The sequence below is a fragment of the Sphingobium sp. KKT206 genome (assembly GCF_055640555.1).
This window is the reverse complement of the sequence record NZ_CM145764.1, coordinates 2,962,354-2,980,658: the sequence shown is the minus strand read 5'-3', so window position 1 is coordinate 2,980,658 and position 18,305 is coordinate 2,962,354. Positions and strand designations below refer to the sequence as shown.

The window sequence follows — 18,305 nt, the reverse complement described above, 5'->3', positions numbered from 1 at the left end:
GCGGGAAAAGGGCATTCACCGCTTTTGAATGGGGCTGTATCATAAATGCAACAAGCGCGTGCTAGAGCTGTTTTACGGCTGATTAGTAACATAATTTCGCGAATGCGCCCTCTTGCGATCCATTGATGTCTGCGCGTCGATCCAGCTCGACTGAAAATGGCGCAGACGCGACTGGCCGTGGCGATCCTGCGATATATTGACCTTGTTTTCAGCCGATGCATGCTAGGGCGTGGACGGGTCGATTGAAGAGGAGAGACGGCATGAAGCGCTTGAACACCGGACTGATAGGCGTGTTTTTGTGCCTCACTACGGCCAGCGCGAGCGCCGCGCCGCAGCGTCAGCAGCCCCGGCCGGAGATTTTCACGGACCTGCTGCAATGCCGGTCCATCGCGCAGGATGCAGAGCGACTAGCCTGCTTCGACCGTCAGGTCGGCGCGATCGACGCCGCTGCGCAGCGCGACGAAGTGGTGGTGTTGGACAAGAGCGAACTTAACAAGACGCGCAAGACGCTATTCGGTTTTTCCTTCCCCAAGCTGCCATTTCTGGGCGGCGGCGAAGAGGATGACAGTGGCGACGCGAAGGTGGACGGCGTCGATCAGATCGAGGCGGTGATCACGTCGGTCCGCAGCCTGGGCTATGGCAAGTGGCAGATCGGGCTGGAAGATGGCGCTGTGTGGGCCACCACCGAAGCGATCAGCGCGCGCGACCCCAAGGTCGGACAGAAGATCGAACTCAAACGCGCCGCCATGGGCAGTTTCATGGGCAAGGTGGAAGGCGGCCGCGCGGTGCGGATGAAGCGGGTCAGCTAAACCGCTTCATAGCCCATCTTCACCGTCCCTGCGGCACCGGCCCCGCGACCAGCAGCGGGTCGATGCGCGCGTCGTTCCACTTCATGCCCCAATGAAGATGCGGGCCGGTGGCGCGGCCGGTCGCGCCGATCGCGCCGATGCGTTGCCCCTGGGTCACAGTGTCGCCGGGCTTCACATCGATTCGCGACAGATGCAGGAAGGCGCTGTTGAGGCCATGGCCATGGTCGATCATCAGCAAATGCCCTTCCAGCGTGAAGGGCTTGGCTGTCGCCGCCAGGATCACCACCCCATCGGCGGGGGCGACAACCGGCGTGCCGGTCGCGCCCGCGACATCGACGCCGCCATGATAGGCGCCCGGCTGCCCCTGATAGACACGCTGCGATCCGAACAGCCCGGAAATACGCCCCATCGCAGGCCAGATGAAGCGTTGCCGCCAGCCCTTGGCATCGGTGTTGAGCCTACGGGCGGCAGCGATCTGGGCCAGTTCGGGCCGACGCAGCGCCAGGAAGGCTTCCGTGCTTTTGGTGGGGCGCATCGGCGCGTTGATGCGCTCGATCCGCCAGGGGCGGGAGGCGATGGTCAGGCTTTTTTCGACCGTCCGTCCGTCGGCAAATTGCGCCGTCAGCCGCGCGGTGGGCGCGGCGTCCCGGTCGAAGGCGATCAGGAAGCGGCCATCGGCATCGACCGGCACGACCTCCGCACCCAGCCGAAGCGAGACTATATCGGCAGGCGCGGTGCCGGTCACCACGCCGCCCTGCGTCATGGTGCCGGTAAGGCGGAGGTCGTCGGATAGCGGCGGTGCGGCTGCAATCGTTATTCCCAAGACCGCGGGCAACAGGATGAAGGCGAGACGATTCATGGGATGCGCTTCGCTGCGCGCTCCGCCTGAACCGATGCTTCCGCGCTGGCATAGGGTTCCTGCCGGGCGATGCTCCAATAGCGCAGATCTTCGAGCGCGATCTTCTGCCCCGTGACCGCGCACAGCACATGATCGCCCGCCTGCAACACGCGGAAGCTGTAGGGCATATAATGAAGCCGGGCGATCCGGTCGCGGTTGGACATGAGCATCGGTCGGGCCTTTCAGAAGGTCAGGAGAAAAGATCCTGCTGCGGCGGTGCGTCGGCGCTGCGCGGTTTGCGGGACTGGCGGGATGTGGACGATATAGCGGCGGGGTCTGGCTTCTCAAGCAAGGCTGCGCCCTGCCCGACCGTCGCATCGACCGTTCCATCCTTGAAATGCAGCGTCACCGCGCCTGCAGCCTGCGCGGCGGCGACCGATTGGACCAGCCGCCCCCCCGCCATCACGCGGGCATAGCCGCGCGCCAGCGGCCGGTCGGGATCAAGCGAGGTGAAATGACGCGACACCCGGTCGAAGGCGGTCGCGCGATCGGTCAAAACCCGCGCCAGATAATCGGGACGCGGCCGCAACCGGTCGAGCCGCTCGCTTGCACGCGCGAGTTGCTGCTGGAGCAGCGCCGGTCGCAACGCGCCGCCCGCCTGCCCCAATTGCGCGCGGGCGTCGGCAATGCGATGGCGCAGGCCACTGGCCAGGGCCTCGGACAATTGATCGAGCCGCTGACGCTGCGGCGCGAGCAGCATGTCGGGGGTGGGCATGAGCCGCGCCTGCATGTCGAGGCGCTCTTTCGCCTGCGCCGCATTGCGACGGACCGCGCGTCCGGCCCGCAGGCCCATTTCAGCGAGGGTGGCGAGCAGGTCGGCGCGCACTGGCACCGCCATCTCCGCCGCTGCGGTGGGGGTGGGCGCGCGGCGATCGGCGGCATGATCGCACAGGGTCGTGTCAGTCTCATGCCCGACCGCCGAGATGATCGGGATGGTGCAATCGGCGACGGCGCGGACGACGATTTCCTCGTTGAAACTCCACAAATCCTCGATCGACCCGCCGCCGCGCGCGACGATGACGAGGTCGGGCCGGGGCACTGGGCCGTTGCCGTCCATGGCGGAAAAGCCGCGCACGGCGCGCGCGATCTGCTCGGCGGCACCATTGCCCTGCACCAATACCGGCCAGACCAGGACGTTGGTGGGGCAGCGATCGGCAAGGCGATGGAGAATGTCGCGGATCACCGCGCCGGTGGGCGACGTCACGACGCCGATGGTGCGGGGCAGGAAGGGCAGAGGCTGTTTGCGCTCGACTGCGAACAGGCCTTCGGCAGCAAGTTTCGCCTTGAGCTTTTCGAGCAGCGCCATCAGCGCGCCTTCGCCCGCCAATTCCATCCGCTCGATCACGATCTGATATTTGGAACGGCCGGGATAAGTGGTGAGCTTGCCAGTGGCGATCACCTCGACCCCGTCCTGCGGAGAAAAGGCGAGGCGTTGCGCCCCGCCCTTCCACATCACGCCATCCAGCACGGCATTATCGTCCTTGAGCGCCAGATAGAGATGCCCTGACGCCGCGCGCTTGAAACCGGAAATCTCGCCACGCAGGCGGACATGGCCAAAGCGGTCCTCGACCGTGCGCTTGAGCATGCCCGACAATTCACTGACCGAGAGCGGCGGCGCGTTGTCCCCTGCGCGTTCCTCCGCTAACAGGCGGCCCATACTGTCATAGGCATCGAAATCCGGGGACATGGGCGACATGAATATCCTTTTGCTTGGCGGCGGTGGCCGCGAACATGCGCTGGCGTGGAAGCTGGCGCAATCGCCCCGGCTCGATACGCTCTACGCCGCGCCGGGCAACCCCGGCATAGCCGAGCAAGCGACGTTGGTCGACCTCGACGCGACGGATCATCGCGCCGTGCTGGATTTCTGCACCCGCCATTCGATCGGGCTGGTGGTGATCGGTCCCGAAGCGCCGCTGGTGGACGGGCTGGCCGATAATCTGCGCACCATGGGCGTTCCGGTGTTCGGCCCCGACAAGAAGGCTGCACAATTGGAGGGGTCCAAGGGGTTCACCAAGGATCTGTGCCAGCGCGCCCATATCCCGACCGCCGCCTATCAGCGCGTCACCAGCAAGGACGGCGCCATCGCCGCGCTCGACGATTTCACGCTGCCGGTGGTGATCAAGGCCGATGGGCTGGCGGCAGGCAAGGGCGTCATCATCGCGGAGACGCGGCAAGAGGCGCTCGATGCGCTCGACACCATGTTCTCCGGCGTGTTCGGCGCGGCCGGTGAGGAAGTGGTGCTGGAAGAATATATGACCGGCGAGGAAGCCAGTTTCTTCGCGCTAACCGATGGCAGTGCCATCCTGCCCTTCGGATCGGCGCAGGATCATAAGCGCGTCGGCGATGGCGACACCGGCCCCAATACCGGGGGCATGGGCGCCTATAGCCCGGCGCGCGTGCTCACGCCCGAACTGGAGCGGCAGGTGATTGAGACGATCATCAAACCGACGGTGGCGACGATGGCTGCGGAGGGGATGCCCTATTCGGGCGTCCTCTATGCCGGGCTGATGCTGACCGATCAGGGGCCAAAGCTGATCGAATATAATGCCCGTTTCGGCGACCCCGAATGCCAGGTGTTGATGATGCGCTTCGATGGCGATTTGGTCGATTTGTTGCTGAGCGTGGCGCAGGGGACGTTGGCCGAGCAGGGGCCGGTGCAACTGGCGGACCGCACGGCGCTGACCGTCGTGATGGCGGCCAATGGCTATCCGGGCACGCCGGAAAAGGGCGGCGCGATACAGGGGATTGATGCGGCGCAGGCGCAGGGGGCGATGGTGTTCCATGCAGGGACGGCGCAACAGGGTGGCGCGCTGGTCGCCAATGGCGGACGCGTTCTCAATGTGACCGCGACGGGCGAGAGTGTCGGCGCAGCGCAGGCGGCCGCCTATGCCGCGGTTGATGCGATCGATTTCCCGACGGGCTTTTGTCGTCGCGATATCGGCTGGCGCGAGGTCGCACGCGAACAGGGGTGAAGGCTTGCCGTTCGGGACAAAGCGTCCCTACATAGCCGCACGATATTCAGGGAGGCGCGTGATGCAGGAATTCTTCATGGACTATGGGCTGTGGCTGCTGGTCGGGCTGCTGGTGATCATTGGTCTTGTCTTCCTGTTGTCGGGCAAGGGTAAGACGAAGGAGATTGCGCCGCCTACTGCGGTTGAAGCGGAAACAATCCCAGTTGCAGCCGTGCCGGTCGTCCCGCCCGTGGTGATTGAGCCGGTGGCCGTCGAACCCGTGGCGGTAGAGCCGATTGCGGTAGAGCCTGTGGCGGTGGTCGAAGCGGAAGCGCCTGCGCCCGTGGCTGCCGGGACACCGGAAGCAGGCGAGGATGACCTGTTGCGCATGAAAGGGGTCGGCCCCAAGCTCAAGGCGTTGCTGCACGACCTTGGCATCACCCGCTTTGCGCAGATCGCTGCCTGGACCGACACGGACATCGCCGCGATCGACGCAAGGCTGGGCAATTTCAAGGGCCGTCCGATCCGCGATCAGTGGGTCGATCAGGCGAAATATCTGGCAGCGGGCGATATTGCCGGGTTCGAAGCCCAATATGGCAAGCTGTAAAGCCTGACCGTCAGCCCGGCGCACCGCCCAATATTTCGCGGGCGCGGGGCGCCAGCCGATCCGTGGCGGCAGCATGAATGCCGGGCGCAGCGCAAAGCAGGCCGAAAGCGGTCGGTTTGGGGCGGTTGAAGCGCATCGGCGCACCCAAGGCGTCGGTGACCGTCGCCCCGGCCCGCTGGCAGATCAGCGCGGCGGCGGCGACATCCCACTCATTGCCCCAGCGCACCGTGGCGACCAGATCGGCCTCGTCGGCGGCCACCATCGCCATGCGCAGCGCGATGCTGTTGGGTTTTTCGACCGTCACCAGATCCCGGTCGATGCGCGGCAATTGATCGGCGGGGACGCGGGCACCGGGCAGCGTCGTGCGGTCGCCTGCGCGCAGCGTCTGCCCATTGCGTGTCGCCGAGCCATCCGCCTGCGCGATCCACAATTCATTGCGGGCAGGCGCGGCCAATATGCCAAGCCGAACCGCGCCATCCTCGATCAGCGCCACCGACACCGCCCAGCCAGGCCGTCCGCGCAGATAATCGCGGGTGCCGTCGATCGGATCGACCACCCAGACGCGCGGCACGCCCAGGCGATGCACCGTGTCCGCCGTCTCTTCCGACAGCCAGCCCGCTTCCGGGTCGATCTGGCCCAGCCGCTCGCGCAACAGCGCATCGACTTCCAGATCGGCCTCACACACCGGATGGCCCGGCACTTTTTCCCACTGGCGCACGCGGGTATCGCCGCCCGCCCAGAGGGTCAGCGCATGATCGGCCGCATCGGCGACCGCTGACACGATCGCGCGCAGATCTATCTCAGCCCCCGGCAACGGTCATTCCATCCACGCGCAGCGTCGGCACGTTCATGGCATAGCGAAAATGCAGGTCGTTGGCGGGGATGAGCGCGCGGAACATCGCCTTCAAATTGCTGGCAATAGTGATTTCCGACACCGCATGGGCGACCGCACCATTTTCGATCAGGAAGCCCGCCGCGCCCCGGCTATAATCGCCGGTGACGCCATTGACGCCCATGCCGATCAGTTCGGTGACATAGAGGCCGCGTTTTACGTCCGCCATCAGATCGCCCGGCGACACCGTGCCCGCCTCCATATGGACGTTGGTGATGCTGACGCCCGGCGCGCCGCTGCCGCCCCGGCTCGCATGGCCGGTGGGTTCCAGGCCCAGTTGCCGGGCCGAAGCACTGTCCATCAGCCAGCCGGTCAGCACGCCCCGGTCGATCAGCGCACGCGGTGCAACCGGCAACCCTTCGCCATCAAAGGGGCGCGAGCGCAGCCCGCGTGGCACCTGCGGATTGTCGATGATAGTGACGCCCGCGTCGAACAGCGCTTCGCCCAAGGATTCGAGCAGGAAGCTCGACCGGCGCGCGATCGCCGGGCCGACCATGCCGCCGATCAGATGGCCAAGCAGGCTGGAGCCGATGCGCGGATCGAAGATCACGGGCATGACGCCGCTTTCGACCTTCACCGGATTGAGGCGGGCGACCGCGCGCTGGCCTGCGCGCACACCGATTGCCTCGGCATTGTCCAGATCCTCCAGATGGCGCACGCTATGGCTGGCATGGTCGCGCTGCATGTCCGACCCAGCGCCCGCCAGCACGCTGGCCCAGGTCGAGTGATTGGTGCCCGCATAGGCACCGGCAAAACCATGGCTGGTCGCCAGTGCCACCTGGCTGCGGCCGTTCGATGCGCCGCCGCCTTCGCTGTTGGTAATGCCGGGCACCGATCGCGCTGCTTCCTCCGCCAGCAGCGCGCGTTCGCGCAGCGCGGCGGGTTCGGGCTCTCGCTCGTCGGTCAGGTCGAGCGCAGGCGGGCGCTTCTTCATAAGGCGATCTTCGGGTGCGAGACCCGCATAAGGGTCTTCCGGGGCTTCGCGGGCCATCGCGACGGCGCGATCGACCAGCGTGGTGAGCGTCGCGGGGTTCATGTCTGACGCCGAAATGCTGGCCGACCGGCTGCCGATGAAGACACGCAGGCCGATCTCTTCGCCCTCCGACCGTTCGACATCCTCCAGCAGGCCGAGCCGCACTGACACATTGGTCGAGGCGTTGCAGGCATAGATGGCGTCGGCCGCATCCGCCCCTGCCTTGCGCGCGGCGCTGACCAGATCCTGCGCGCGCGACTGGGCTTCTTCTAGGCTGAGCATGGAGGCGTGGGTTTCCCGAAACGATAAGAGGAGCCTGTGGCCTTACGCGCTTGCGCCCATGGGAGCAACGCCCGCCAGCCAGCGGTCGAACAGGTGCCAGGCGACCGCCATGGTTGGCGGCGCGAGAAAAGGCGCGCCGGGCACCTCCGCCAACGCAGCGCGCACGGCATCGGCATCGCACCAGAAGGCATCCTCTATCTCGGTCGGGTCAAGCGTCAGCGCGTCGTCGTCCGCCTGCGCGATGCAGGCGATCATAAGCGACGAAGGAAAGGGCCAGGGCTGACTCATGACATAGCGCACGTCGCGGACGCGGATGCCTGCTTCCTCGAACAGTTCGCGCGCCACGGCTTCCTCGATCGTCTCGCCGGGTTCGACAAAGCCTGCCAGCGCCGAATAGCGCCCCTGCGGCCAGGCATGTTGCCGCCCGACCAGCACACGGCCCTGATATTCCGCGAGCATGATGACGACCGGGTCGGTGCGCGGGAAATGTTCGGCGGCGCAAAGATCGCAACGCCGCGACCAGCCTGCCTTGACCGGCTGGGTCGGCCCGCCGCAGACCGAGCAGAAGCGGTGGCGCGCATGCCAGTGAACCAGGCTGCGCGCGGTGCCGTAGAGCGCGACCTCCGCCGCTGGCACCAGCCCGGCAATGGCACGGCTGCGCGGGGTGGGGATGAGGTTGGGGCCGAGATCGGCGACCAATCGCGCGAAGATCGGTTGTCCGGCGGGATCGATGCCGAGCAGCACATGATCCGCGACATGGGCGTCCGCGGCCAGCGGCTCCAGCAGCAGATGGCCATTCACCTCGACCGGCTCCAGCCCGTCAAGCACGAGTAGCCGCGCGGCGGGGTCAGCGAAGGCGTCCGCCAGCTTGGCCGGATTGGAGCGGATATGATCCACCCGATCGATCGTGCCGCCAGCGAAGCCGGGCAATGCCTCACTCGCTGGATTAGTGCCGTGCATCGCTGACATCCTCTTTCTTCATGGCCGTTTCAGCCGCACGCACGAACAGCGTCGGCAATCCTGCCTCCGCCAGTCGATCGATCGGCCACCATTCGCCCGCACCCGACGGCACGTGATCCTGATTCACCTGGATCGCATGGACCGTCAATGCCAGCGAGAAATGGGTGAAGACATGGGCGACCGGCGGCTCCAGCCTTCGCCATGGTCCGGCGAAGGGCGGGGTCGGATCGGGCGCGTCGTTCCATGCCGATCCGGGCAAGCCGCGCATCCCGCCCAGCAATCCCTTGTCCGGGCGGCGCACCAGCCAGACATGACCGTCTGCCCGCTCGATCCAGAAGGCGTGGCCCAGCCGATGCGGCTTGGCCTTTTTCGCGGCCTTGACCGGAAAGGCGGCCGGATCGGCGGTCAGGACGGCAGCGCAGTCGGCGCGCAAGGGGCAGATGCCACAGGCGGGATTGCGCGAGGTGCAGATGGTCGCGCCCAGATCCATCATCGCCTGGGCAAAATCCCCGGCGCGGGCATCGGGCGTGATTCTATCCGCCGCTTCACGGATCGCCGCGCGGGCAGCGGGCAGCGGGGTGGTGATCGCGAACAGCCGGGCAACGACCCGCTCAACATTGGCATCCACCACCACGGCGCGGCGACCAAAGGCGATCGCGGCGACAGCGGCAGCGGTATAGACACCCACGCCCGGCAGCGCGCGAAGGCCATCCTCCGTATCGGGGAAACTCCCGCCATGCTCGGTCGCCACCGCGCGCGCGCAGGCGAGCAGGTTGCGGGCGCGGGCATAATAGCCAAGCCCGGCCCAGGCAGCCATCAGATCGGCATCCGCTGCCGCCGCCAGCGCCTTCACGCTCGGCCAGCGTTCGGTGAACTTCGCGAAATAGGGACCGACTGCTGCCACCGTGGTCTGTTGCAGCATCACTTCGGACAGCCAGACGCGATAAGGATCGGTCGCGTTGCTCCCCGGCGGCGCGCGCCAGGGCAGGCGACGGGCGTGGACATCATAATGGGCGAGCAGGTCGCTCGCGATTTTTGACTCTCTACCCTCGACGCGCATGGCGGCCCTATGCCATGGTGCGGGCGATGACGGAACGCCCCCCAGTGCCGAAAGTGAAAAGCCGCGCCGCCTTGCCCGTGGAGCGACCCCGGATCGGTGCGAGCCGCCAGATTGCGGACCTTATGCCCGACATCGGCCGCGCCGCTTTCCGCAAGTTCGGCTTCGTCCAATCCAGCATCGTCACCCGCTGGACCGAGATTGTCGGCAACCATTATGCCGCGATCACCGCGCCCGAATCGATTCGCTTCCCGGTCGGCAAGAAGGCGGGTGGGACATTGCAGCTGACGGTGATGAGCGGCCATGGACCGATGGTGCAGCATATGCTGCCCGACATGATCGAGCGGGTGAATCGCTTCTTTGGCTATGCCGCCGTCGCCAAGGTGGCGATGCGGCAGGGCGACATTCTGCCAGCAACCGTCGAACGCCGTCCGCCACCGCGCAATTTGCGACCGATCCCGGTCGAACTGGGCGATTCGTTGCGGGGCATTGGCGATCCCGAATTGCGCACCGTGCTGGAATCGCTGGCGCAGGGGCTTGCCAACAGCAGCGGCCCGCCCAAGATCGGCTGATGCCGTTACGCTTTCATTCAGCCGATATCCGCCAGGAACCCGTTCCCATGACCATCGCCCGCTTCCTGCCCCTCGCCCTTTTCGCTGTACCCACAGTACTCGTTGCCGCGCCTGCCACCAATTGGGTGAACCGCGTGGTAATCTCGCCGGTCGGCGGGCATGTGATGGGCAATCCGTCCGCCACGACCAAGCTGGTCGAATATGTGAGCTATACCTGCAACCATTGCGCCCAGTTTGTGGGGCAAGCGAGCGGGCCGCTCAAGACCGGCTATGTCAAGGGCGGCAAGGTCAGCGTCGAGGTGCGCAATGCGGTGCGCGACAAATATGACCTGACCGCCGCGCTGCTGGCGCGCTGCGGCGGTCCGGCCCGTTTCATGGGCAATCACGAAGCGCTGTTCGCCAATCAGGATGCGTGGATGACGCAGATCGAAACCTATGATCGCGATGCGACCAAGCCCACCGACCAGATCGCGGCGCTGCGCGACATCGGCCAGAAGACCGGGCTGTACACGCTGATGGGCAAGCGCGGCTACAAGCCCGCGCAGCTCGACGCCTGCATCGCCAGCCCGATGGCGATGAAACAGGTAATGGCCATGACCGACGATGCGTGGAACAAGGTGAAGATCACCGGCACGCCCGGTTTTACCGTCAACGGCACGCGGGTCGAAGGATCGACCTGGGCTATCCTTCAGGCCGCATTGCCGCCAGCCGCGCGCTGATCTAGACTCGCCTTTCAATCATCCATCATCGGAGCCTTGCCCGTCGTGAAAGCCTTTTCCGGTCTAGCCCTTGTCGCCCTCAGCCTGACCCTCGCCGCGTGCGGCAAGAGCGAGGAAGGTGCCACGCCCACCGGCGAATCGGTCGCCGCCGTTGCGCCGCCTGCTGGCACTAGCTGGTCGCAGACCGTCGCCGAAACGCCGGATGGCTATTTTCTGATGGGCAATCCCGCCGCGAAGGTGAAGCTGGTCGAGTTCGGCTCCTATACCTGCAGCCATTGCAAGGATTTCACCGCCGAAGCGTCCGAGGAGATCAACAAGCTGGTCGATACGGGCAAGATGAGCTTCGAGTTCCGCCCCTATGTGCGTGACCCGATCGACATTTCGACGGCGCTGCTGGCGCGTTGTGGCGGCAAGGACATCTATTATCCGCTGTCGGAGCAGTTCTTTGCCAACCAGACCGCCATGTTCGACAAGGCGCAGGCGATGGGCGATGAACGCTATCAAGCGGTGATGAGCGCGCCGCCCGTAGAGCGTTTCGGACAGTTGGCGAATGCTTTGGGCCTCGTCGAATTCGCGCAGCAGCGCGGCATTTCGGCGGATCAGGCCAAGCAATGCCTGGCCGACACGGCTGCGGCGGAAAAGCTGGCCAAGGGCGTAGAGACGGCCAACAGCCAATATCAGATCACCGGGACGCCCAGTTTCCTGATCAACGGCGTGCTGGTCGACAATGCCGCGAACTGGGCCGCGCTCCAGCCCAAGCTCAAGGCAGCGGGACTCTGATTGCCGGCTGGGGGGCTGACATCGGCGCTTAAAGGAACCGGGGCGAGGCATCGCTCCGGTCCGATCCCGTGCAAATAAAGCGGCTCAAACTCTCCGGCTTCAAAAGCTTCGTCGATGCGACCGAATTGCGGATCGAACCGGGCCTGACCGGCATCGTCGGCCCCAATGGATGCGGCAAGTCCAACCTGCTGGAAGCCATACGATGGGTGATGGGCGAATCGAGCGCCCGGTCGATGCGCGGCGGCGGGATGGAGGATGTGATCTTCGCGGGTACCGCGACCCGGTCGCAGCGCGATTTCGCGCAAGTGTCGCTGCTGACGGTCCAAGAACAGGGCGAATTGTTCAGCGCGGTCGATGTCGGCGCGGATGGCGAACTGGAAGTCACCCGCCGGATCGAGCGCGGCGCGGGCAGCGCCTATCGCGCCAATGGCAAGGATGTCCGCGCGCGCGACGTCGCGCTGATCTTCGCCGATGCCGCCACCGGGCCGCATAGCCCGGCGCTGGTCAGCCAGGGGCGGATCGCCGCCGTGATCGCCGCCCGGCCGCAGGAACGGCGCGCGATGCTGGAGGAAGCCGCCGGGATTGCGGGCCTGCATGTGCGGCGCAAGGATGCCGAACAGAAATTGCGCGCTGCTGAAGCCAATCTGGCGCGGCTCGACGAAATATTGATCGACATGGATGCGCGCGCCAACAGCCTGCGGCGACAGGCGCGCGCGGCGGAACGCTATATCCGCCTGTCCGACCAGATCCGGGTGGCCGAGGCGCGCGTTTTGTTTGCGCGCTGGCGCGAGGCCAATGCCAGCGCGGAAGCCGCCCGCGCCGACGCGAAACAGGCCGATCATGGCGTGCATGTCGCGCAGCAGGCGCAGGTGGCAGCCGTAGCCGAGGCGCAGGAAGCGGTGGCCCTGTTGGCGGACAAGCGCGCCGCCGCGCAGCAGGCACGCGAGAATGCGAGCGAAGCGGGGCATAGGCTTCAGACATTGCGGACGCAGCGCGATGCCGTCGTGCGACGTTTGCAGGATCTCGTACAGCAAAGCGTACGACTGGAAGAGGATCGAGCGCGGGAAGGGACGCTGGCCAATGACGCGGCCGAGGCGATTGCGCGACTGACGGCGGAGATTGGTACGCTCAAGGCGCGGATCGCCGAGACCGAGACATTGCGGCCCGATTTTGCGGCACGGATCGCCGCTGCCGAGAGTGGCGCACGCGATGCCGAGTTGGATCTGGCCAAGGCGATGGCGAAGCAGGCGGGCGAGCAGGCTGAACTGCGCGTGGCGGAAGCCGCGCTGGTGGCCGCGCGCACGCGGTTGGAGCGGGCGGAGCGCGAGGCGTCTCGCCTGGCCGCCGAAGCGGCGGCGCTGCCCGATGCGGCACCGTTGGAGGCGCAGCGCGCCGAGGCGGTCGCGCGGCAACAACAGGCCAGCCTGGATCGGGATGCGGCCGAGGCGACGATCCGCGAGGCAGAAACCGCGCGTCAATCCGCCAACGAGGCGCGGGCGTTAGCGCAAGCGGCGCTGTCATCCGCGCGCGCGGGACTGGCGGCGCTGGACAGTGAGGCGGTAGCGTTGCGTCGTGCCGTCGATAGTGTTTCGGGCGGGCGGGCGCGGGCGCTGGACCAAGTGAAAGCTGCGCCCGGTTATGAACGCGCCTTGGCTGCTGCCTTGGGCGATGATTTGGAAAGCCCTATCGCCCCGCAAGGCAAGCGCCGCTGGGCGGGGGCGCAGGCGCAGTCCGATGATCCGGCGCTGCCTGATGGCTGCGAGTCACTTGCCGACCATATCAGCGCGCCGCCCGAACTGGCGCGCCGCCTGGCCCAGATTGGTTTTGCCGAGCAGGATGCGGGGCAGATGTTGCGCGTTGGCCAGCGGTTGGTCACACGCGACGGGCAGATGCGGCGGTGGGACGGCTATGTCGCCATCGAAGGCGGCGCGGCGGCGGCCGAACGGTTGATCCGGCTCAACCGGCTGGAGGCGATCATGGCGGCTCGGCCCGCGATTGCGACCGAGGTGGATGCGGCCCAGGAAGCAGATCAGGCCGCGCGGGCATCCGAACAGGCGGCGAGCGATGCCCTGGCGGCGGGACGCACGCGACTGACCCAGGCGGAGCAGCAGCAGCGCGCCGCGCTACGTACAGCCGACGAGGCGACGACGGCGCTGGAGCGCCTGTCGGGACGGCGCGAAGGGATAGAGGAGCGGCTGATCGAAGCCCGGCGTGATTGCGACTCCGCGCGAGCCGAGCTGGATATGGCGCAGGCCGCGCGCACGGCGATGCCCGATGGGGCGGATACGCGGGCGCTGGTCGCCGCACTGACGCAGGCGAGCGAGAAAGCGCGCGCCGCCGTCAGCCAGTTGCAGGCCGACCAGGCCTTGGCTGACCGCGCGCTATCTAGCGACCGCGAACGGCAGGCGGCGGCCGAGGCGGAGATCAAGAGCTGGCGCGGACGGGCGGGCGAAGCGGCCAAGCGCATTGCGGCGATGGTCGCACGCGGGGAGGCGATCGCCACCGAGCGCACGACGATCGAGGATCAGCCCAACGACTTGGCGCAGGCCATCGCCGCATTGGATGATCAGGGCGCCGCACTGGCGGAGGCGGCCGAAACCGCCCGGCGCGCGGAATATGAGGCAGAAGCGACGCTGCGCACCGCCGAAAATCGGGCGGCGCAGGCGGGCGAAGTGCTGAGCGCAGCGCGCGAGACGCGCGCCACAGCCGTCGCCCGCGCGGAGGCCGCCGATGAAAAGCGCATCGAAACCAACCGCCTGTCGGGCGAACGGTTCGAATGTCCGCCGCCGCTGTTGCCGGAGAAGCTGGGTTTTGCCAGCGCCGACATCCGCATCGCCCAGACCGAACAGGCCGAGCATGACCGCTTCGTCGCCGAGCGGGAACGGATTGGTCCAGTCAATCTGGTCGCGGCGCAGGAACTGGGCGAGCTGGAAGCCAGCCAAGCGGCCAGCCGCGCGGAGAGCGAAGAATTGACGCAAGCCATCCACCGGCTGCGCGGGTCGATCGGCAGCCTCAATCGCGAAGGACGGCAACGGCTGCTCGCCGCGTTCGAGGCAGTCGACGGCCATTTCCGTCGCCTTTTCACCACGCTGTTCAACGGCGGACAGGCGCATCTGGAACTGATCGACAGCGACGATCCGCTGGAGGCGGGGCTGGAAATCATGGCGCAGCCGCCGGGCAAGAAGCTGGCCGCGCTGACGCTCTTGTCGGGCGGCGAGCAGGCTTTGACGGCAGTAGCGCTGATCTTCGGCCTGTTCCTGACCAACCCGGCGCCCATCTGCGTGCTGGACGAAGTCGATGCGCCGCTGGATGACGCCAATGTCGAGCGCTTCTGCGACCTGCTCGATGCGATGGTGGCGCAGACCCAGACCCGTTACCTGATCGTCACCCATAATGCCGTCAGCATGGCGCGGATGCACCGCTTGTTCGGCGTCACCATGGTCGAACAGGGCGTCAGCCGCCTGGTCTCGGTCAACCTCCAGAGCGCGGAGGCCCTGCTGGCGGCGGAGTAGACCTAGCCCCTGCCGAACCAGCCCTTCATCCGGCGGAACAGGCCGCGTTCGCTGATCGATTCGAACATTTCTTCGGGGCCTTCGGGGTCGAGCACTTCATGATCGGCGAGCCAGGTCTGAACGTCGTTCAGGTCCGGGGTGACATAGGGGCGTAGCGTCCGCCCCGGCTTCTGGCGCATTTCCTCGATACCCGCCACCAGTCCGCGTTCCGCGATCACGGCGGCGACGCGCTCGACCGGCATGTCGAGATGTTCGGCGATCAGGTCGTTGCGAATGGCCAATATCCGGTCCTGTCGCCCGGCGTTGGCGGGCAGGATCGTGTCGATCGTGACGTCGCATTCGGTGTCGAGCCGCATCGACCGGTTGTTCATGTTGGAGGAGCCGACCCGGATCAGCCGATCATCGACGATCAAGATCTTGGCATGGATGTAGATGGGCACGCCGCGCGTGGTGAAGGCGTGATAGATGCGGAAGCGGCCATGGGTATCGCGCGCCTTGAGCGCTTCGTAGAGGCGCGCGCGCGCCGTATCCATCGCCTGCTGTTCCAGCCAGCCATCGGCCTGCTCCGGGTTGACGATGACAATATCCGGGCCATCGGGTTCGGCCAGCCGCTTGGCGATTGCCTCGGCAATAAGGCGCGAGGCGAAATATTGGCTTTCGGCATAGATGCAGCGTTTTGCGGCCGCGATCTGATGGCAATAAAGCCGCTCGATCTCCGTCACGCCATCCTGATCGTCCATCTGCGGCGCGGATCGGGAAATGGCGACATCCACCCCTTCAAATTGCACGGGGAGACGATCGGGCCAGCAATCCTCGCCGCCTTCCACCGGCTCCAGATCATCACCGCCCGCCATCTTCCAACGCATACGCGCATGGGCACCGAGCGCGGCGGCGACAGGTCCGGCCAGTGCCGTGGTCGCATCATGCCAAGGCCCATAGGGCGAGCCGTCGGGATGATGACGTCCGGCTTCGTCGTCGCGATGATGGCGCGTGTCCCAGCGATCGCCGGTCATGTCGATACCGCCGCAAAAGGCGAAACAATCGTCGATCACCACGATTTTCTGATGGTGGGAAGCCGCCGGGGGATGATGCCCGTCCAGCTTCACCGTGACGCGCGGATGCGCCATCCATTTGAGCGTGGTGAAGAGGTTGACGGGGCTGACCATCGACTTCATCGCGCCGACATCCCAGCGCAGCAGGAAGATTTCGAGGTCGGGCGAGCGGTTGACGAGCCAGCTGATGAAATCGCCAATGACGGCGGGTGCGCCGTCTCCGACCTCATCGTCGCGCACCAGGCTGATCGCGGCATCGAAATCCCAGCCGATCAGCATGATCCGCTTGCGTGCCTTGAGCATCGCCGCGCGGGCGTGGCGGAAATAGGTGTCCGCGTCGATGATGACGCTGGCGCGGGTGGCTGTCTCGATGCGCCAGCAATCGTCGCCGGGCACTGGACCTATGGGATGCGCGCTCATGCGCTGCCTACTACCAGACAAGCCAGGAACATCAACAACCCCGCAAAACGATTGGCGCGAAACTTGGTGAGCGGGTCTACGCCGTCTTCGCGCAAGGTCGCAACCTGCCACAGCAGATGCGCGGCCATCGGCAAAAGAGCGACAAGCGCCAGGCTGTCGGGCCGCACCTGCCAGATGGCCGTCGCCCAGAGGCCAAGCGCTAGCACATAGCATAGCGCAACGCCCGCGCGCACATGGCGTCCCATGGACAAGGCGCTGGAACCGATACCGATCAGCGCGTCATCCTCCCGATCCTGCAGCGCGTAGATGGTGTCATAGCCCACGACCCAGAAAATGGTTCCGGCGTATAGCAAGAGGCCAGCGATGGTCAGCATACCGGCCACTTCGCTCCATCCGACCAAGGCCGCCCAGGAAAAGACAAGGCCCAGCCAGATTTGCGGCCAGCCGGTGATCCGCTTCATGAAGGGATAGGCCGCGACCAGCGCCAGCGACGCAAGCGCCAAGACCTGCGCATAGGGCCGTAATTGCAGCAGTACGACAAGCCCGACCGCGCATAGGACCAGCAGCCAGAGCCATGCGGTTCTGAGCGAGATCGCGCCGCTGGCAAGGGGGCGCGAAGCCGTGCGTGCGACCTTCGCGTCGAGATCGCGATCGACGATATCGTTGAACACGCAGCCCGCGCCGCGCATCGCGATGCTGCCGAGCAGAAACCACAGGATGAGCGGCCAGCGGACGAAGCCACCCCCGGCCAGCGCTACAGCCCAGGCCCCTGGCCAGAAGAGCAGCCACCAGCCGATCGGCCTGTCGAACCGCGCCAGCAGCGCGAGGCCGCGCGGCGTGTCCGGCAGGCGCGACAGCAGGCCGCGCGCTTGGGTGTCGGGGACGATGCTACTGCTCACACTATCTCCGTTTCGCCGCGGATCGCGGGGCGCGTCTCGACTTGCTTCGATAGGAACGGCATTAGGGGCCGCATCGCCATACGGAAAGACCGAAATGACCGCTACCCCCGCCTGGCCGCCGCAAAGCGCCCCGCGCCTGCATGTCGAAACCCAGTTGGGCGAGGGCGTTATGGTGTCGATCGACGGCAATCCGGCCCATTATCTGATCGCCGTCATGCGGGTGAAGCCCGATGACATCGTGCTGCTGTTCGATGGGCGGTCGGGCGAGTGGGCCGCGCGCGCGCGCGACATCCGCAAGCGCGATCTGGTGCTGGAATGTGTGGCCCAGACCAAGGGGCCAGAGACGGTGCCCAATTTCTGGCTGTGCTGCGCGCCGATCAAAAAGGGGCGCATCGACCTGATCGCGGAAAAGGCCTGCGAATTGGGGGTGGCGAAGCTGCAGCCCGTGCTGACCCGCCGCGCGGTGGTGGACAAGCTCAACCTCGACCGGTTGCACGCGCATCTGGTCGAGGCCGCCGAGCAATGCGGGCGCACCGCCCTGCCCGAACTTGCCGCCATGGTGAAGCTGGATGCGCTATTGCGCGATTGGCCGCAGGGGCGGCATCTGTTTTTCGCTGATGAAACCGGCGGCGCGCCATTGACGGAGGCCTTTGCCACCCATCCCGGCGCGGCGGCTTTCCTGATCGGGCCGGAGGGCGGATTCGACCCTGCCGAGCGGGAGGCGATCCGCGCGCATCCTCAAGCCGTACCGGTCTCTCTTGGCCCCCGCATCCTGCGCGCGGAAACCGCCGCCATCGCCGCTACGGCGGCCTGGATGACGATCAATGGCGACTGGAAATAGTTTCATTTCGCTATTGGATTGAACCCGATAGCAACACAGCCTATTTGACCGAAGCCCGCCGCTGTTTGACGGGCAGAGGGG

General features: G+C 66.2%; 17 protein-coding genes. 8 read left to right on the top strand and 9 right to left on the bottom strand.

The features are described from left to right. Positions 1–260: 260 nt before the first annotated feature. Complete coding sequence (locus tag ACZ2HM_RS14445) at positions 261–809, top strand: hypothetical protein (RefSeq protein WP_470425528.1); 549 nt, start codon at positions 261–263, stop codon at positions 807–809. Between the two features lie 19 nt (positions 810–828). Here ACZ2HM_RS14445 and ACZ2HM_RS14440 read toward each other — a convergent pair whose 3' ends face one another. The 3 genes from ACZ2HM_RS14440 to xseA are packed head-to-tail and all read right to left on the bottom strand — an operon-like array spanning position 829 to position 3,394. Continuing rightward, a complete protein-coding gene (locus ACZ2HM_RS14440; protein WP_470425527.1) occupies positions 829–1,668 on the bottom strand; it encodes a M23 family metallopeptidase in 840 nt (279 codons plus the stop codon). Then, on the bottom strand, positions 1,665–1,877 hold the full coding sequence (locus tag ACZ2HM_RS14435) for a DUF2093 domain-containing protein (protein ID WP_069065681.1): 213 nt from the start codon (positions 1,875–1,877) through the stop codon (positions 1,665–1,667). Before ACZ2HM_RS14435 ends, ACZ2HM_RS14440 begins: the two co-directional genes overlap by 4 nt. A gap of 20 nt (positions 1,878–1,897) precedes the next feature. Further along, positions 1,898–3,394, bottom strand: a complete 1,497-nt coding sequence (gene xseA / locus ACZ2HM_RS14430; protein ID WP_037478178.1) for an exodeoxyribonuclease VII large subunit — start codon at positions 3,392–3,394, stop codon at positions 1,898–1,900. Positions 3,395–3,401: 7 nt separating this feature from the next. On the opposite strand from xseA, the gene purD reads away from it, so the two are divergent. Continuing rightward, complete coding sequence (gene purD / locus ACZ2HM_RS14425; RefSeq protein ID WP_037478180.1) at positions 3,402–4,679, top strand: phosphoribosylamine--glycine ligase; 1,278 nt, start codon at positions 3,402–3,404, stop codon at positions 4,677–4,679. 61 nt (positions 4,680–4,740) lie between these two features. Next, positions 4,741–5,265: a hypothetical protein gene (locus tag ACZ2HM_RS14420; RefSeq protein ID WP_037474861.1), complete on the top strand. Its 525-nt coding sequence runs from the start codon at positions 4,741–4,743 to the stop codon at positions 5,263–5,265. 10 nt (positions 5,266–5,275) lie between these two features. Here the strand turns inward: ACZ2HM_RS14420 and ACZ2HM_RS14415 are convergent, their stop codons facing one another. Genes ACZ2HM_RS14415 through mutY form a run of 4 tightly spaced genes read right to left on the bottom strand, consistent with a single transcriptional unit; the run spans position 5,276 to position 9,432 of the window. Then, a complete protein-coding gene (locus ACZ2HM_RS14415; protein ID WP_037474862.1) occupies positions 5,276–6,079 on the bottom strand; it encodes a 3'(2'),5'-bisphosphate nucleotidase CysQ in 804 nt (267 codons plus the stop codon). After that, entirely contained in the window at positions 6,066–7,412 is a 1,347-nt protein-coding gene (locus ACZ2HM_RS14410) for a TldD/PmbA family protein (protein WP_470425526.1), read from the bottom strand. Before ACZ2HM_RS14410 ends, ACZ2HM_RS14415 begins: the two co-directional genes overlap by 14 nt. Before the next feature lie 42 nt (positions 7,413–7,454). Next, the gene (gene nudC, locus ACZ2HM_RS14405) at positions 7,455–8,372 is read right to left on the bottom strand and encodes an NAD(+) diphosphatase (protein ID WP_470425525.1); all 918 of its coding nucleotides are present in this window, start codon (positions 8,370–8,372) and stop codon (positions 7,455–7,457) included. Further along, entirely contained in the window at positions 8,359–9,432 is a 1,074-nt protein-coding gene (gene mutY / locus ACZ2HM_RS14400) for an A/G-specific adenine glycosylase (RefSeq protein ID WP_470425524.1), read from the bottom strand. The genes nudC and mutY overlap by 14 nt, the downstream gene beginning before the upstream one ends. Before the next feature lie 26 nt (positions 9,433–9,458). Between mutY and ACZ2HM_RS14395 the strand changes: the two genes are divergently transcribed. From ACZ2HM_RS14395 to ACZ2HM_RS14380, 4 genes are all read left to right on the top strand, one after another. Beyond that, the gene (locus ACZ2HM_RS14395; RefSeq protein WP_470425523.1) at positions 9,459–10,001 is read left to right on the top strand and encodes a DUF721 domain-containing protein; all 543 of its coding nucleotides are present in this window, start codon (positions 9,459–9,461) and stop codon (positions 9,999–10,001) included. Between the two features lie 47 nt (positions 10,002–10,048). Continuing rightward, positions 10,049–10,720 carry a thioredoxin domain-containing protein gene (locus tag ACZ2HM_RS14390; protein WP_470425522.1) on the top strand — a complete coding sequence of 224 codons (672 nt, stop codon included), beginning with the start codon at positions 10,049–10,051 and terminating at the stop codon, positions 10,718–10,720. Between the two features lie 45 nt (positions 10,721–10,765). Further along, positions 10,766–11,500 (top strand): DsbA family protein, encoded by a 735-nt coding sequence (locus tag ACZ2HM_RS14385; protein WP_470425521.1) that lies wholly within the window; start codon positions 10,766–10,768, stop codon positions 11,498–11,500. A 68-nt stretch (positions 11,501–11,568) separates the two neighbouring features. After that, positions 11,569–15,012 (top strand): chromosome segregation SMC family protein, encoded by a 3,444-nt coding sequence (locus ACZ2HM_RS14380; RefSeq protein ID WP_470425520.1) that lies wholly within the window; start codon positions 11,569–11,571, stop codon positions 15,010–15,012. A 2-nt stretch (positions 15,013–15,014) separates the two neighbouring features. Here the strand turns inward: ACZ2HM_RS14380 and ACZ2HM_RS14375 are convergent, their stop codons facing one another. After that, on the bottom strand, positions 15,015–16,484 hold the full coding sequence (locus ACZ2HM_RS14375) for a phospholipase D-like domain-containing protein (RefSeq protein WP_470425519.1): 1,470 nt from the start codon (positions 16,482–16,484) through the stop codon (positions 15,015–15,017). After that, positions 16,481–17,383, bottom strand: coding sequence for a 4-hydroxybenzoate octaprenyltransferase (ubiA, locus tag ACZ2HM_RS14370; protein WP_470425518.1), 903 nt, complete (start codon positions 17,381–17,383; stop codon positions 16,481–16,483). Before ubiA ends, ACZ2HM_RS14375 begins: the two co-directional genes overlap by 4 nt. A 94-nt stretch (positions 17,384–17,477) precedes the next feature. On the opposite strand from ubiA, the gene ACZ2HM_RS14365 reads away from it, so the two are divergent. Further along, positions 17,478–18,224 carry a 16S rRNA (uracil(1498)-N(3))-methyltransferase gene (locus ACZ2HM_RS14365; protein WP_470425517.1) on the top strand — a complete coding sequence of 249 codons (747 nt, stop codon included), beginning with the start codon at positions 17,478–17,480 and terminating at the stop codon, positions 18,222–18,224. The last annotated feature ends 81 nt before the right edge of the window (positions 18,225–18,305 follow it).